Annotated in this window: 13 protein-coding genes and 1 pseudogene; all 14 read left to right on the forward strand. The window is 30.8% G+C overall.

Annotation, left to right across the window (positions count from 1 at the left end):
• Positions 1 to 14 precede the first annotated feature (14 nt).
• The 14 genes and pseudogenes from ACYUET_RS01765 (at position 15) to ACYUET_RS01830 (ending at position 17,412) form a co-directional block, all read left to right on the forward strand.
• Positions 15 to 599 carry a recombinase family protein gene (locus tag ACYUET_RS01765; RefSeq protein WP_460277441.1) on the forward strand — a complete coding sequence of 195 codons (585 nt, stop codon included), beginning with the start codon at positions 15 to 17 and terminating at the stop codon, positions 597 to 599.
• A 357-nt stretch (positions 600 to 956) separates the two neighbouring features.
• A complete protein-coding gene (locus ACYUET_RS01770; protein ID WP_460277443.1) occupies positions 957 to 1,304 on the forward strand; it encodes a cyclic-phosphate processing receiver domain-containing protein in 348 nt (115 codons plus the stop codon).
• A gap of 167 nt (positions 1,305 to 1,471) precedes the next feature.
• Positions 1,472 to 2,626: a hypothetical protein gene (locus tag ACYUET_RS01775; RefSeq protein ID WP_460277445.1), complete on the forward strand. Its 1,155-nt coding sequence runs from the start codon at positions 1,472 to 1,474 to the stop codon at positions 2,624 to 2,626.
• A complete protein-coding gene (locus ACYUET_RS01780) occupies positions 2,619 to 3,446 on the forward strand; it encodes a restriction endonuclease (RefSeq protein ID WP_460277446.1) in 828 nt (275 codons plus the stop codon). Before ACYUET_RS01775 ends, ACYUET_RS01780 begins: the two co-directional genes overlap by 8 nt.
• 271 nt (positions 3,447 to 3,717) lie before the next feature.
• Positions 3,718 to 9,771 (forward strand): P-loop domain-containing protein, encoded by a 6,054-nt coding sequence (locus tag ACYUET_RS01785; protein WP_460277448.1) that lies wholly within the window; start codon positions 3,718 to 3,720, stop codon positions 9,769 to 9,771.
• Positions 9,764 to 10,399, forward strand: coding sequence for a hypothetical protein (locus ACYUET_RS01790; RefSeq protein ID WP_460277450.1), 636 nt, complete (start codon positions 9,764 to 9,766; stop codon positions 10,397 to 10,399). The genes ACYUET_RS01785 and ACYUET_RS01790 overlap by 8 nt, the downstream gene beginning before the upstream one ends.
• A gap of 57 nt (positions 10,400 to 10,456) precedes the next feature.
• Complete coding sequence (locus ACYUET_RS01795) at positions 10,457 to 10,918, forward strand: hypothetical protein (RefSeq protein ID WP_460277452.1); 462 nt, start codon at positions 10,457 to 10,459, stop codon at positions 10,916 to 10,918.
• Between the two features lie 68 nt (positions 10,919 to 10,986).
• Complete coding sequence (locus ACYUET_RS01800; RefSeq protein WP_460277453.1) at positions 10,987 to 11,361, forward strand: hypothetical protein; 375 nt, start codon at positions 10,987 to 10,989, stop codon at positions 11,359 to 11,361.
• Positions 11,362 to 11,418: 57 nt separating this feature from the next.
• Positions 11,419 to 11,733, forward strand: coding sequence for a hypothetical protein (locus tag ACYUET_RS01805; RefSeq protein ID WP_460277455.1), 315 nt, complete (start codon positions 11,419 to 11,421; stop codon positions 11,731 to 11,733).
• Positions 11,734 to 11,930: 197 nt separating this feature from the next.
• Entirely contained in the window at positions 11,931 to 12,257 is a 327-nt protein-coding gene (locus ACYUET_RS01810; protein ID WP_460277457.1) for a nucleotide pyrophosphohydrolase, read from the forward strand.
• 19 nt (positions 12,258 to 12,276) lie between these two features.
• Positions 12,277 to 14,034 carry a DNA/RNA helicase domain-containing protein gene (locus ACYUET_RS01815; protein ID WP_460277458.1) on the forward strand — a complete coding sequence of 586 codons (1,758 nt, stop codon included), beginning with the start codon at positions 12,277 to 12,279 and terminating at the stop codon, positions 14,032 to 14,034.
• A 13-nt stretch (positions 14,035 to 14,047) separates the two neighbouring features.
• Positions 14,048 to 14,998, forward strand: a complete 951-nt coding sequence (locus ACYUET_RS01820) for a GP88 family protein (protein WP_460277460.1) — start codon at positions 14,048 to 14,050, stop codon at positions 14,996 to 14,998.
• 1,493 nt (positions 14,999 to 16,491) lie between these two features.
• A pseudogene (locus ACYUET_RS01825) lies at positions 16,492 to 16,770 on the forward strand (sporulation initiation factor Spo0A C-terminal domain-containing protein); the annotation flags it as partial.
• Between the two features lie 330 nt (positions 16,771 to 17,100).
• Positions 17,101 to 17,412 carry a hypothetical protein gene (locus tag ACYUET_RS01830; RefSeq protein ID WP_460277461.1) on the forward strand — a complete coding sequence of 104 codons (312 nt, stop codon included), beginning with the start codon at positions 17,101 to 17,103 and terminating at the stop codon, positions 17,410 to 17,412.
• Positions 17,413 to 17,492: the final 80 nt, after the last annotated feature.

Genomic DNA, 17,492 nt, shown 5'->3' on the forward strand with positions numbered 1-17,492 from the left:
GGTGGTTTTAAGTTATGATTTATGGATATGCAAGGGTGTCAAGTAAAGGACAACTAGAGAATAATAGTTTTGAGCAACAAGAAGGTGTTATATTAGAAAAGTATAATAATGCAATAATATATAAGGAACAATTTACAGGAACAACAACAGACAGACCAATATTGAACCAACTAATTAAAGATTTAAAGCCTAATGATATGTTAGTTGTTTCTAAATTGGATAGGTTAGCACGTAATACAGTTGAAGGAATAGAACTTGTACAAGAGCTATTTAATAAAGGCGTAAGCGTTCATGTGCTTAATGTTGGACTGTTGGAGAATACAAGCATGGGTAAATTCTTCCTAACTACATTGTTAGCAGTAGCAGAAATGGAGCGTAATACAATAGTTGAGCGTACACAAACAGGAAAAGCAATTGCAAGGACTAAAGAAGGATTTAAGGAAGGCAGACCAAAGGAATATACATCAAAACAACTAGATAATGCATTATCAATGCTTAGTGTAAATGGTGGAGATAAAAGCTATACAGAGGTTACAGAACTCTTAGGAATAAGTAAGAGTACACTCATAAGAGAGAATAACAAGCGTAAGGCTAAATAATAATTGAGTATCTGAAATAGGGTACTTTTTTTTATCGGAATAAAATCTTCATTTTACATGGGTAGCGCAATCAATTCTAAGGCATTATACAAGCTATTAAAGAGTTGTAGTCACATAACACAGAATAAAATAAGACTAAAATCATTCTAATGCCCCTATTAAATATCATTTATGTATAGGGGCGGGGTAGGAATACATTTATGAGAAGAAGTCAGCATATTGTTTTAATACCAGCTGTTGAATCTACACAACCCAGAGAGAAATTAGACAATATTGCTAAAGCTGTGTAATTTGCTTTGAGAAGTCATTAGGCTATAATAGAGTTACATAAATATAACAAGAAGGGGTGTTTCCAATATGGACTTAGTTAATTTGTATGTGGATGACCTAAGAAAGTGTCCAGATGGGTTTAGTATTGCAAGAAGTTATGATGAAGCTATTGAGATTTTAAATACTAGTAAAATAAACATATTATCATTAGATCATGACTTAGGTATAGATGAAAATGGAGTTGAGAAGAATGGTTATGATGTCGTCAAATATATGTGTGAGAATGGAATAAGTCCAAGGAAAGTATATATTCATACAGATAATGTTGTTGGAAGGGATAATATGTACCACACACTAATAGGTGCTAGAGAAAGAGGCTTCATAGAGAACAGTGTTGATATATATATTTATGGTTATACAGAAAATAGAATATAAGAAGATATTAGATGAAAATAATGGTGTAGGAAGTGATTTCTATGCCTTTTTTGTTCCAATAAAAGCAAGAAGTTAATTTTAAAGTATACTTTAAAGCTATATAGGTATATTATTATTAGGAATGGTAATAATTTACAATAATATTAAATGAGAAGAGGGAAAGTTTAGTGAAGGAATTAGACAAGGAAGTATTAATTAAGGAAATTATGTTGGATAATGATAATCCAAGATTTGGAGGGCGTATTGATAAATCACAAGAGGAAATAAGGGAAATATTAATGCATGGTCAAAAGGCCAGAGAATTGTTAGTTGGAATGAGAACTGGATTAATTTGGTCAAATAAGATAGCGATTGCTCCTATTAATGAATTAACTAAAAATGAGAGAGCGTTAATTGGAAGTATACCAAAAGGGAAAAAATATATTACAGTTGATGGGAATACACGTTTAGCATGTTTATTAGATGATTCAATGAGAGAAACCTTTAATATTAATGAGAAATTAAAAGTTGTTATATTAGAAAAATCTGATGATGAAAGCGATATTGAGTATCTCAAAAATAGAAAGAGATTACAAAGTATAGATAATGTTATGATAGTAACAGATTGGAATGAAATCCCAAAGTCCAAACAACTATATGATTCTTATAAGTTAATTAAGGAAATAGATCCAGCTAAATTAGAAAATAAAATTTTTAAGGAACTTGGGGATCAAATTGGAATATCATTAACTAGAGTTAAAGGCGCCATTTTTAGGTATGTATTTTATAAAGTGTTGACTGAGAATGTAGAGGAATTGGATAAGCATGACTTTAAGTATTTAGAAATATTTGAACAAAGCAATGATATAAGAACTTTATTTGGATATTTAAATGACAAGGGGATGTTTATCTGGGATAATAAGGAATCGATGGATGATGACGAGGAAATAATTGAGAAGAGAAAAGAATTATTGTATATATTTCCTAAAATAGTGGAAATAGCAAGAAGTGAAAATATAAATTCAAAAAAGTTGAGGGATTTAATACGAAAGTATAAGTCTGACGATCTCGAAGATTTATTACAAAAGTTTAAAGATATTCAAGACTATTATAAAGCTTCAGATTATGCCTCAGATAGTATAGTATCAATATTAGAGTCAAATTTAGACTATGAAGAACAAGAGATAAAAGAAATTAATTGTAAAATAGATAGTGTAATAAAAGTACTGAAATCATTTCCTATAAATCAGGATTATGCAATAAGCTTTAAAGAAAAACTCTTAGAGATAAATATAAGAAGTGAAAAACTGCTGAAGTGTTTGGATATATGCAAAAATGATTAAGAAAAGTATATTAAAGATACTTGCTAAATACATCATATCTAATTTTAATGATGATAAGAAAGAAGTTATTGACTATATATTAGATCATGCTACAGAAATATCCAAGGTATGTACTATAGAAAATGATTTAATAGAAAAAGAATTGATTAACAGAAATTCAGCATCCTATGATAATCTCATAAAAATAATAGAACAAAAATTGGATAATAATAAGATTAAAAGAAGCATTTGCATTGAAAATGTTTATCCGCTTTTCTTTATAAAAACTAATGGAAATAAGCTAAAAAGTCTAGAAGAAACTTATACTAGAATGTTAGAATGTGTATTAGAAAAAGAAGATAAAAATAAGAAGGGATACTTTTATCAGGAATTAGTATTAAAATTTCTGGATGATTTGGGAATAGAATGTATAAGCATAAAAAAGAGTTGTGACGGTGGTATTGATATAATAGGGGTGGAAGAAATAAATATATTTAATAGCAAAAAAAGTAGAAAAATGTGTATACATGGACAAGTAAAGTGTTATTCTGAACAAGTTAAACCATTTGAACTTAAGCAATTGATTAAGGATGATATATATATGTCCATAGAATCAAATGAAATGATAAAAATGAAATGTAAACAACTATTGTTTGTTAGTCACAATGGATTTACTGAAAAGGCTGAAGAGTATGGTAATGAGCACAATATTGTATTGTTAGATTCTCAAGATCTAATAAATATGTCGATTGATAATATAAAAATTAGTAAAGGATTAAAGTATATAGAGAAAATGTATAAAATGGATAATGATGAATTTGTTGAAATTAAAGAAGAGTGAAAATCTCTTCTTTTTCTTTGGAATAAAATCGATATTTTATATGGCATATAAAACAGTTTACAAATAGATAATTATAATAAAGTTTGATAGGGTTGTGTATGTATTACTTTCACTATGACAATAAATTCTGGAATTTTGTGGACGACAACCAATATTTTTGATTATATTTGGAATAAGATGTATAATTATAGTAGTTATGTATTGTTGTGGGAAGAAGTTAATAATTAGGCCATTACTGCGGAATAAAAGAATGAGAAGGGATGAATTTAACATGAGTGAACAAATTGGAAATGATTTAGTTAGATTTTCAAGAGCAGGAGATACATTCCATTATAGATGGGCTGCATTAAGATGCTTAAAAATGATACATCCTCTATCAAAGGTTAATATGATTACCATTGAAAACTCGAAAGAACCAAAAGCAGCAGGAGAATATATTATTGATGTTGCAGAATATGTTACTACAGAAAAGAACGAAGAAATTCATTATTATCAATTAAAGCATACTACTGTCAGAAAGGAAGATCCTTTTACATTAGCAAAATTAGAAGATAGTATTAAAGGGTTTGCAGAGAGGTATTTAGAACATAAAAAAAGGAAAAATTCTAATAATGTTTATTTTTATGTGATTACAAATAGATTGATTTCTCAACGAATGAAGAACAATCTTTTAAAGATTAAAGACAATAAACAATGTTCAAAACAATTTATGGAAAAGATGAAAGCCTATACGAAACTTGATGGAACTTTACTTTCTGACTTTTGTGGGAGAGTGCGGTTGTTAGATGGATACGGTGATTATAAGGAACAATGGAATACCCTATATTTTGAAATGGGAAAATTGATAGCAGGTCAATTAGAACATCCACAAGTAGATACATTGATAGCAATGATAGCCGATAAAGCATTGCCAGACTCAGATGGTAGAGTTTGTGCTGAAGACGTTTTAAAGAGGCTTGGATATGCTTCAATCCAAGAACTGTATCCTGCACCTCCAGAATTTGAGGAACTAAGCAATATTGTTATGCGTGAACAATATATAGATTTAATGAGAAAAATAGAAAGAACGGATGAAAATATTATTATACATGCACCAGGTGGAGTAGGGAAAAGCATTTTTGCCAAGGCTCTTGAACAAGCTATAGGCGATAAAGGTACTGCAATTTTATATGACTGTTTTGGGTTAGGTAAATATCGGAACCGTAGTAAAATTAGGCATAGCTATAGAGTTGCATTAACTCAAATTGTTAATGAATTATCAACAAAGGGCTTATGTGATCCAATGCTTGTATCGGCATCGGCTAAAGAAAATGAAATTCTAAATACTTTTTTTGAAAGAATATCTGTAACTGTAAAGAACATAAGAAAGAATAATGAAGAAGGAGAATTATATATTGTTATTGATGCGGCTGATAATGCAGAAATGGCAGCAAAGGAATTCGGAGACAGTTGCTTTGTACATGAATTAATAAGAGAAAAAATGCCTCAATATTGTCATTTGATCATGTTATGTAGAACTGAAAGAATTCATTTGTTAAAGCCTCTTTTAAGTACAAAGAAATTTCAATTATTACCGTTTTCGGAAGATGAAACTAAGGTATATTTGAAGGAAAGAATAAAAGGTGTTTCAGATAAAGAATGCCTAGAAATACATAGACTGACAGATGGAAATCCGCGTGTACAATCTAATGCTATTACCTTTGCAAATGGAAAGAAGAAAGCTGTATTAGAGTACCTTGGGCCAAAAGGAACAACGGTAGAAGGTTTAATTGAATATCAATTAGAAAAAGCTGTAGAAACAATAAAGGAGGGACTTACAGAGGATTTCAAAGAACAGATTGAAACTATCTGTTGTGGGTTAGCCACACTGCCACCATTTATCCCAATTGATATATTGGCAAATGCTTCAAAGGTAGAAGAGGTAGTTATAAAAAGTTTTATCTCGGATTTGGGAAGAGCATTATGGGTTCTAGATGATGTAGTTCAATTTCGAGATGAGCCAACGGAATCATGGTTCCGAAAAACATATGCTGGAAATAAGGAGCAAATCATATTATTTATAGACACAATACAAAAGCTGGCTAATAAATCTGTTTATGTTGCAGAGGTTCTCCCTGTTTTATATCTTCAAGCGGAGATGTATCAAGAATTAGTAGAGTTGGCTCTATCAGATAAATGCCTTCCAACTGATAACCCTATAGAAATACGAAATGTAAGGTTATTTAGACTACAATTTGCATTTAAGGCAGCATTGAAGTCCAAACAATACACAGATGCAACAAAATTGGCACTACTTGCAGGAGAAGAAAGTGCTGGGAATAAAAGACAAACGGAATTGTTTAAACAAAACATTGATTTAATTCCAATTTTACAGACTAAAGAAAAGGTACAAGATTTAGCGTTCAAGAGAACTTTAGGTGGAAACTGGGTGGGTTCTGAAAACATATATACAGCTTCATTGTTAGCAAGTATAGCAGAATGTAAAGGCGAAGCTTTGAGTTATTTTAGAGCAGCAAATGAATGGTTGCATATATATTTAAATGAGTATTATAGTAAAAAAGATAATCATGATGCATTTTGCTTGGAAGATGAAGAAATTGCAGAATTAGCTTATACGTGTTATTGCCTTTATGGATTAAAAGAGGCAGGAAGGTTCATGTTAGGGTGGAAACCACCATCAATTGTATTTAAATTATTTAGATTGTTTACAAAGCGATTAATTGATTTTGGAAATTTAGATGAAATAAATGAGTTGAGTGAACAAGTGTGTTTTAATTTGTATGGTATCTTAGGAATTAACTATGAATTGGAGAGGGTGGGGCTATTTGTAAATAAAAATGTATTAGAGAAGTGCCTTAAAAAGATGCCAATTACAAAGATTTCTTCTCTTCATAATCATAGTACATATAAAGATGATAGAACAATGGCTATTATAGCTTATGTAGAAGCTTGTATGTATCATGCATTAAAAAGTGATAAAGTAAAAAAAATTGTCCAGAAGTATTTACCACAACAAGCAAGTCATTCATTCGTTGATAATTTCTCAGGAACTGATGATAGAGAAGAATTTCTTCGAAGCAGAGTAATTATGTATTGTATGAATTTCCTAATAGAAGATGATTCATGGATACCTAAAGGCAACAGACATGATGAGGAGGCAGAGTTTAAGAAAGTCTATTCTATTTTATTTCCTTGGTATGAGCTTAGGTTGAATTGCATTTTGAGATTGGAAGATAATATACTGGATAAGATTAACCAAATAGAGAATGAAACTTCTAAAAGTTTGCAAGTACGTTATCAGAAATATGATAGGCTGCCGTATGATATAGCACAGGTACGTGCAGATATTTTAATATTTAGTAATAATAGTGCTAAGAATGAGGTAGAAGAAATATATCAAAATGTAGTAAGAAATATTGAACATTTTAGAATATCAAGTCAAATTGAATTTCTAAGAGCAACCAAAAGGCTTATACATCTTAAAACAGTAAATGATAATTTGGAGTATTTAACATTCGAAAGAATAAAAAAATTGGCAGCAGAAGCTGAAAATATGTCAGATGAGTATGTTTCCCTTGCAAGAACTGTATTGAATGTAAGTCTAAATGATGCAACAGAATATTTTGATATGGCGGTAAATGCAGTTTCTCAATTTGGAGATGAATTGCCTAATAGATGGAGAGCAATAGCAGATGTAGCAGAAAAGTGTTCAGAAGGATTTTGCAGAGAAAGTGATCTGGCGTATCGATTTATTCGTTGTGCTGAAATGGTTGGAGATAATGTAGCGAGAGAAAAATATTGGGATAGAAATAAAGCGGTGAGAGTATGTACACAGCTATCGCCAGCAGAAGGACTAGCTGCAATAAGTCGTTGGCGTGAACGAGGAATAGGGTGGATGAATGAGTTATTTCCTGTTGTTGCCACTGCAATTGTAAGGGATGGATATATGGCGCCCAAAGCAGCATGGTCTTTGTCCGCATTTATATTAGATAGGAAAGTTCTTGATTATTCAGAGGTTTGTGCTGAGATGGAAATAGTTCAAGAAATATCGAAAATTATAAAGTTGAAGGGACAATATTATTTTGATTTACTGGAAATAGATTATAATATTAAAAATAAATATTCTAGTAATTCACAAATTACTAATCGTTATGTAATGACAGAAGAAGAGGTTTGCTCTTTGTTTGGTGATTTAGATCTTATGAATGAAAATGGGATTTCAACATTAATTGAACGTTTTCGTAAGAGCGGTAATGCTTATGGAAATGAAGAAATATTTTGGAATACATTATATAGAAACGTTCCAGATGGTAGGTACGCAGATTTCCTTATGCTACTTATCAAGTTACCAGAATTTAAGTACTGGAATATGAGTGAAGCAATAAAATATATACCTGAGATGTGGTTTCAAAAACCTAGTTTTAATAAGAAATGGAAAAGTATATTGCAACTTATAGGAATAAAATATGCTCACCCGTTGTTAAATAAATATGCAAGAGAGGAATTGTTAAATAATATTGTAATTAAAGAGCCTAGCAAAAAGATTATATATGAAGGAATATTAATGGGGATATCTCAATCAGCATCGTTAGAGAACATAGATGACTATTTTGAATATGTAAGTACTTCAACATGCTTTTTGAATTCTGAGGAGGCAAAGGATATCCTAAATTTTGCATTAGCAAGATTAGAACTACATATTCCAGAAGAATTTGGAGATGGTATTAGAGAACAAAAAGCATCTAAATATCCAGAGTCTAAAGTTCAACTAGCAAGATTTCTTTGGACTGCGTTAGGTTCACCGGAAGCAGCGGTAAGATGGCAAGCTGTACATGCAATAGTAAGATTAGCAGAATTTGATTGTAAAGAAGAAATTGCTATGCTGATAGAAGTTACAACGCAGGAAAAGCTTGAATGGTTTAGCCATAGGGAATATACACACTACATTTTACATTCTCATTTGTATTTATTGATTGCATTACAAAGGGTTGTAAAAGATAACGCAGAAATTCTATTACCTTATAAAGAAAAATTTTTACATTATGCTGTGAAATTTATGCCACATGCGTTAATACAAAAATATGCGGTAGATATTATTATATCAATAGAACAAACATTTCCAAAGTCATATAGCACAGAAACATATGAAGAAGCAATAAATAGCGTGAAAAGCCCATTCAGAATTATAGATAAAAAAGATTATATTGAAGAACAAAGTGAAGAAATAGATACTGAAAAAATTAAGTTTTATCATGGCTATGATTTTGAGAGGTATTGGTTTGAACCATTAGGAAGAGTCTTTGGTGTTTCAGAGAAATACGTTCAAAAGCGAGCTAGTGAAATAATTACTAAAGTGTGGAATATTAATAGTGATGGTGGGTATAAAACAGATCCGAGATATGGTTTGTGGGAGAAAAATGGATACTATGAAAAAACGTCTCACTCGCATGGTTCATACCCTAGTATAGAGAAATATAATTTTTATTTATCTTTTCACGCTATGTTAGTAGTAGCTGCTGAGTTATTAAAAGAAAGACCTATTATTCATTTTTATGATTGGGAAGAAAAGCCGTGGGATAAATGGTTAATGAGACATAGAATTTCTCGTAAAGATGGCTATTTTTTGTTTGATAGTAGAGAAGTAATACCAAAAGATATATTAAAGTGGTATGAAAAAGAAAAAGATAGTAATTGGAAAGAGAGTCTTATGGAACTAGATTTTATTCAAGCAATAAAATGTGAAGAAAAGTCTATTTGTTTAGATGGATATTGGGAAATAAAGGATGATGGCTATAAGGAGGAGGTTTTTATATCATCAGCGCTTGTTTCAAAGGAAGGTGCAAGCTCATTAATTACTGCTTTAATGAACTATGATGATCCACATGATTATAAACTTCCAGGTTATAGTGAAAAAGAATGGGAATATAACGATAATCCATTTGAATTAAAAGGATTAGTAGATGATATAGATACCGAACGTGGAATTGATGGATTTGATCCTTGGGCAGGAGAGATATGTGATTGGAACTGCAAAATAGGAGAAGACTATCAAAAATTACTTTCACAGAATGAGATTAAACGTTATGTATGGAGTGTCCCATATGAAGGACGTAGAGAAACAGAATATTTATTAGGAAAAAGATTGAATATCTCAAAAGAGGCATTAAAGCAGATAGTTAAAATGACGGGATTATTTATAATTTTTGAAGTACAAATTGATAGAAGTATTGAACGTAATTATGGTAGCCATGACGATTACGTGTATACTCCATCTAAGCATAGAATCTATGTGTTTGATGAAGAAGGAGAATTGAGAAATGAATAGTGATAAACAAAAATTAGGGGAATTGTTGATAAAAGAATTAGATGATAGTAATGATATGATTACAAATTGGATGGTGTTTTATATTGCAGAGCAAATGCAGACTGTGAAAAAAAGCAGTGGAAAAGAAAAAGAAGAAGTTGAACAAAAATGCTTTGAAGCCATTTTGAAACTGTGGGATCATCGTACTAGTTGGCCAAATGAAAAATATCCATTCAAAGATTTTGCTTCAATATTTACTGTTCTAGAACAACTAAATCCAGAAAAAGATGACTTCTTTTATATAAGAAATCAATTGCCAAATCATTCAGAAATGAAAAGCATTAATGGAATCTTAGAAATAGTGAAAAATATAGATAAAGTTGCTAGGATATGGATTTCGTTTTTATTAAAAGAGGCTACGAAGGAAATTCTTGATGAAAAGACAATAGAGTGGATTAATTCATCTATTCCATATCTTGAAAGTTGTATGCCAGAGGTAAGGATTATTACAAGATTAATTGAAGATGATATTTGTGGTGATAATGAACCGAAAGAAAAAACAATAATTGAGAAAAGAATTGAAGAATTAGAAAGATTTCAAACATTTAATAAAGAAATAATAGAAATGTACAAGAGATCAATTAAGTAACAAAGAAAGAGGCGCATTATACGATTGAAACAAATTGCAATTGGAGGGATAAATAATATGAGAATTGCGATATCAGTAAATGTAAATGAAAAAGATGCAATTGGATATAATTTGATAGACGCTTATAATGAAAATGAGATATTACCATTTGCTATACGCAAAGCTACAAAAGGATTGACAATAGGCGATATAGTATATATGTGGTTAACAAAACCAATTAGCAACTTTAGATACAAATGTGAAGTTGTTGGAGTAGGTGCTAATTCAAAAGATGTCATGGATGATAGAAAATATCAATATCATCCTGAGAAAAGAAAAAAGTTAATTGATGATAAAGAAGGTTATTACTTAATTAAGAAAATAAAACAGATAGATAGCGATAAAGTAACACTAGAAGTATTAAGAAGTTTAGGATATACGAATATGAAACAAGTGCAATGTTGTTGTAAAGATAAGGAGCATAGTGATATGTTTGATTATTTAGATAAGTTATTTGATATAGTATCTGAGCCAAAATAAAGTAGGAATTTTATAAGGTATTTAGAGAATGAATATTTCATAATACTAAAATTTGGGAGGGAAAAATAATGAATATTTCAGAGAACAATTATAAGTATGTAGGAAAAAGTAAAAATGTAATTCCAATGGGGGATGAACCTTGGCAATGTACATTTTTTGTAACAGATTTTAGCACAGGTGCAATAAAGTATTGTATGCAACAACCTATGTATGATAATGGAAAATTTGTAGCATATTCAGAGATAAATGCATGTGTGGTAACTATTAATGAATTAGAAAAATATTTTAGAATAATAAAAGCTGATGGCACTTTGGAAATGATTCCAAACAAGGATAGAAAACAAATTGATAAAGAACTAAAAAAGAAAAAAGAGGAAATATGGAAAATGTCTAATGAAGAATTAGATGCCGAATTCGAAAGAGTAATTAATAGATTATTTTAAAAGCTAAGGATTGTTGTGCGTAATAAATATATGATTTTATACGTGAGGATTGATTTTATGAATGAAGAAAGTAAACGAACTATATATTATAATACAGAGACGAGGGATTATATAATATTATTTGAATATAAGGGAGAGTATTACATAATAAAAATAGCTAAATGCTATAGGGAGTTAGTTACAGTAAAAGATTATACAAATACTAACGTAATACTCAATCCAGACGTAAGGGCACGTGCTGAAGAAATTATAGCCGAAGAAAACAATATAGTTCCTTTAGGCTTACTTACAAGACATGGCACAGCACTTCAAATATTACGAGCAATACAGTATAGAGTGAGCAGAGAATTAACAATATCTAGTGAAACATGATAAAATCTTAGTTCTATACTTAATATATTTTTTAGTTAAACTAAAGCTAGTCGATATAAAAGTTTAATTTTATAAATGAGCAGAGCGAAATAATTAAATTGAGAGAAAAGAAAGACTTGAGAATGCTGGTATTTTTGCAAGTTTAGGACAGCTCGCTGGATTTTACGGCATTAAGCTCGGATGAGGAGAAGAGAACAATGGAAAGATTAGAAATATTAAGTGACAGAATTGATAAATTCAATAAGGAGAGGGAGTGGGATCAGTTCCATACCCCTTCTAACCTTGCAAAGTCTATTTCAATTGAAGCTAATGAGCTTTTGGAATGTTTTCAGTGGAGCGATGCCGAATATGATAGAGCCGATGTTTTAGAAGAATTGGCTGATGTTACAAATTATTGTATTCAAATGGCTCAAGTATTGAACGTAGATATTATTGATATTGTAAATGCAAAGATGGATAAGACAGAGAAGAAATATCCAGTGGAGAAGGCAAAGGGAGTATCTACTAAGTACGATAAATTGTAATGAATGGAGTTTAGGATATATGGCAAAATTCAATATTATTGAGTTACAAATAATAAATGGTGAGTTGGTAGATTTTGAAGAGAAAAGTGAAGCTGAAAAAAAGGCCTTACGACTTCAAAATGCCATTTATATTTATAGGGGAACAAAAGCCCAGAAGATATATATTGGACAAACAATTCATTTCGTGGATAGACATAAACAACATTATTCAGGTAGTGAAGAAAAGTTCAATACAGCAGACTTTAATCAAGTGATAGTCGTTTTCTCAAGATACTTCAATCGATCTGCACTCGATGATGTAGAAAGTCAGTTAATTACATATTTTACTGCTGATAATAAGAAGGCAACAAAGAATACAGTAGAGTTTGACAATGATGAAGTCATTAATAGAACCGGCGGTAATAGCGTGAATGAATACGCAGGAAGAGAAGATGTTGCATCTGAAGTAATACTGCCATTATGGGAAAATGTATTGTTTCCAAAGGGATGGGCTTCTACGGAAACACTTGACGAATTAAGAACTAGGGAACTTGTAAAGTATAGTCCAATAAAGGTTTTAACAGCTGAGCAGGGTGAGTTGATTTCAGAGATAATCAATAATCCAGATAAAAGTTACGTTATTAATGGAGATGCTGGAACAGGAAAGACAGTTCTTCTGACTCATTTGGTTGCAAGTATACTAAAAGATAGACCTGATGCGAGAGTTGGAGTTGTTGTTCAGCCGAACTGGGAGAAGACAGGCGCTAGCATCTTTAAAGTATATGGCATGAACAGCAGCAGATTATCTGTTTTGACAGCAACTAAGCTTATTGCAACACATGAAAAGTATGATGTCATAATCGTTGATGAATCGCACAAAATGTCAAGAAAGTATGGGAAACAGCACCCATCATTTAATGCTGTTTATAAGATAGCTGAGTTTAACAACTGTGAATCTCACTTGGAGATAATTCGGAAATTAGGTAACCAGATAATTCTAATGTATGATGTGTTGCAAGCTATCAGACCAGCAAATGTTACTAGAGATATGTTTCAGTCTTTAACCAAGGGTTACGAAAAAAAATTCTTAACGACACAGTTTAGAATTCAGGCTCCTAAGGGAAAGACATATACATCAGATGATTATATAAATGGAATTAAGTATCTTCTTTATAAGGATACGGGATTATTGGATTCACATCTCACGAATTATAATCCAAGCTTTAACCGTGAATTATTTAGTGATAAGAGCGTAGATGCTTATTTTGGATATGTGACAGAACAACCACTACATAAGTTGATTGACTGGCTAGATGAAGATCTGAATTTTAATCCAGAGCATATTAACCGTGTGTTAGCAGGCTTGGTCGAAGACTGGAAACAGAGTGATGGAAAAGACCAAAGTATTACACATTGGCATGAAGGTGATATTTCACGCAGATGGAATTCAACACAGGAAAATTGGATTAATAGTAAAGAACCAGATGCTGAAGAACAGATGGGCTCAGTATTTGCAGTTCAAGGTATTGATTTAAATAAGGTTGGAGTTCTTATTGGCGCTGACCTCCAGGTTGGAAGTGATAGAAAATTAGTAGCAAATCCTGATAATTTCTTCAACACTAATGGAACATTTACTGCTGAGGAAATGGATATCAAGGAGAACCAGTTTGAATTCACTTTGTTTGTAATGAATATCTATTATGTGCTTCTTACAAGAGGTATCGATGGAATACGATTAGGATTTTGGAACAATGATGCATTTAGAAAATATATGGAAGAGACTTTGGAAATAAAGTAGAGCAGGATCCTTAGTGAATAATACTAAAATAGAAAAGGAAAAGGATGACAAAGATATGGGATTACAATTTGCAAAAAGTAATGGTCTATTAGGTGAAATTGCTAATTTTTATATTCCTAATGAGCAAAGAAAGTCAGGAGTATGTAAAGGAGCAACTGATTTGTGTAAAAAATATTGTTATGGAAATAGTGTTTTTAGTTTGTCAGAAAATGAGGAAGATTATTTCCAGACAGACAGAATAGCCCTGGAGAATTATGAAATCTCATTAACTGATGAATTTGAAGAATTGATGTGTGAATTACTAAAAACAATACGGCAAAAAATAGTAAGAATTCATTCGATTGGTGAATTTTATTGTTATGAATACTTTTGTAAATGGATTAGGATAATGAAACGAAATCCAGAGATTCAGTTTGTTGCATATATAAAAGCATTTGATATATTAAAAACTCATAAAGACTTAGGAAAAGAGGTTCCTAACAATTTTCATGTGGTATTGAGTATTTATCCAGATACGTATGACCACTATAGCAAAATGGGTGGGAAAGAGTATGTAGAAGAGTTGTTAAGAGAATTGGGAGATTATTATCATGCAAAAAGATATGTAGTTTGTAGTAAAGAATATTTTAAACAAGAGATTAACAAAGAAGAAACAAATAAATTTTTTTGCAATGGGGGAACCAATATTCTTCTTGGAAAACCTGGAAAGAAAAAAAGTGAGAACTACAATGAAAAATTAGAAAAATACGAAGAACAACGAAAAAAATATATAGATCTTTTTGATCCAGAAAAATCTTGTGCTGAATGTATGAAATGCTATTCGAATGATATTGTTAAAGAGGGTGATACAATATATGCCTTACTTAGAGCAACAAGTAAATTGGCAAATTTAAATACTTTTTTACATGATTCGAACCCAGATGAATACAAGGAATTGAGAAAAATGTTCCCGGATGAGATGTAGTATTATACTCGGAATAACTATAGAAATAATCCAATATTAAGAATAAGTGACATTAAGTCGGTAAAGATAGACCATAAAATATTAATTGAATAATGTATGAAGAAGGCGACTACAAATTGTGGTCGCCTTTTCAATTAATTGAAAAAATCATTATATCCAATTTGCAAAATTAAATGTGCCATCATTGTTATAGAAAGATAACTTGTACAATTCCTGCAAGTGCTTATATTCTTTTACTGCTTTGTTATATTTGTCTTTCCATTCCTGAGCCGCAGTGATGATTATTCGTTATTCCTGAATGTGAGTGGAATTTCCTATCTGTGTTAATCCGGAGTCAACCTGCTTAAGAAACGCTGGTAATGCATTAATGTATGTACTTATACATCTGTTAGTGCGACTAAGTTCTTTATAGCGTCCGATTGATGGAGTCGACAGGGATGTGTGATGCTCAATATAAGCATAAAGTTCAATATTGGCATTCAAGACCATGTTAAGCGCCTTATCTGCCATATCCTTATATTTGCTCCACTCATCAATTAACGGCTGTACCCATTCTGGGGATATTGAATAGTTTTTTTACTGTGACACGTTAAGTCCTCCTGTTTGTTATAGATTCAAGATGCTCAATCAACACCTTGTAATCTAATGATAACAAAGAAGAGTTGGTGAAAAGTTATGCCAGAAAAATAGATTTTCAGTAAATAAATCACTAATAATATGGAGGCATATCGGATTCCATGGAAATATTTAAAGGTTGTTTGATTAGTACTCTTAATGATTTTTGGTACTATAAAAGTATGATTTTAATGTTATAGTAAGAGGCCTAGGGGGGCAGAGTTTACATTTGTAGAATAAAGTTGATGCTTGAATATAGGAGTAACTGTTGGAGTTGCACAGGACTTGGAGAAGCTTTTTGAGTGTATTGATGTTGTGGCTAGGAAGGGAGTACTAGCTGCAAAGGGACTGTTAAAAACAAGCAAGGCGTTATAGCAATAAGTTGTAACAAATTGCAGGTGTAAATTAAGCGTGTAGAAAATTCCTACATTATATAATATATAATTCATTTAATGATAGTGTATTATGGCTGATGATAATGACAGTGTGTGGATGAAAATAATATGTCAGAATAAAGATGGATCAGAGCTAGGCGATAGAACATTTAATTCAGTATTGATGAGGGGTGTTTAAAGCTTGGCATATCATCAATAGAGTCTCAATATGGTAAACGCGTACAGTTAAGGCTATTAGCAAGGATAGCATATTTACTTTGACAGCAATATACAGTACAGATGTTAAGCTGGAGGCTGAGTTTGCAGTAATGACTACTAGAAGATAAAGTTGTAAAATGATTTTTAGCTAAATTTTGATAAAAATACAAAGATACTATTGCCAATTTGTTAAGAAAAGTATATGATTATACCTATAAATACATTGGGACTTAAGCCGATAAAGATACGGCTAATAATACAATAAAAATTTATAGGCATAAACGTTTAAGAGAAGCTATTACAATGGTAGTAAGCAATATGGACTTATTATCAGCTGTAACAAAGGAATTATATCCTTCAATAGCTAAGAAGTACAATACAACAGCTTCAAGAGTTGAAAGAGCAATTAGACATGCTATAGAAGTAGCTTGGGGAAGAGGCCAAATAGAAGCTATTAATAAGCTATTTGGATATACTATTCACAATGATAAGGGCAAGCCTACAAATTCGGAATTTATAGCAATTATCGCTGATAAATTAAGACTTAAAAATAAAGTATCTTAATTTTAGTGATAGAGCTAAAGTTATTACAGATTAAGCGAACAAAATGAATGAAAGTAGTCATAGAAATATAAATTTAATATCTATAAATATGATAAAAAATACATCTCTAATATATTGAGTTTATCTTAATATATTAGAGATGTATTTTTTTATTGTGCAGACTTACGAAAAGAATGTATAATTTATAATCAACCTCATAAAAGTTTCAAATTATATATTATGTTGTTCCAAATTATAATAGAAAGAGTATGTTTAAAATATGATATAATTTACTAAAATAGGAATTTAAAAGATAAATAATGTATATTAAATGATATAGGCGAGGTATATATGTTTTCAGATTTAATTGATAAATATGGAGAGGACTTTAATTGGTGGATTCCTAATAATATGGATTGTTTTAATAAGCAATTAAAACAAGAGTTGGTTAAAGAACATAAGTTATATGGAAAGAATTTAAAGGCAATTGCAAAATGTGAAACTAATGATAATGTGTTATTTCAAAGTGAAAGTAGAATTTATATTATTCATTTGCTCTGGAAGAAAGGTAATAAAGACTTTCCATTATTTATTGAATTTATAGGTTTAAATGATGCTATTAATTATATAGAAAAGGAATATATCGATAAATATAAAAATTAATTAGGTTAGATAATATATTTAAATTAACATTAAACGGATATACAAAGAAGCAGGGGATGCAGAATTATAAATTATATTGT

The organism is Clostridium sp. CTA-5, assembly GCF_054768135.1.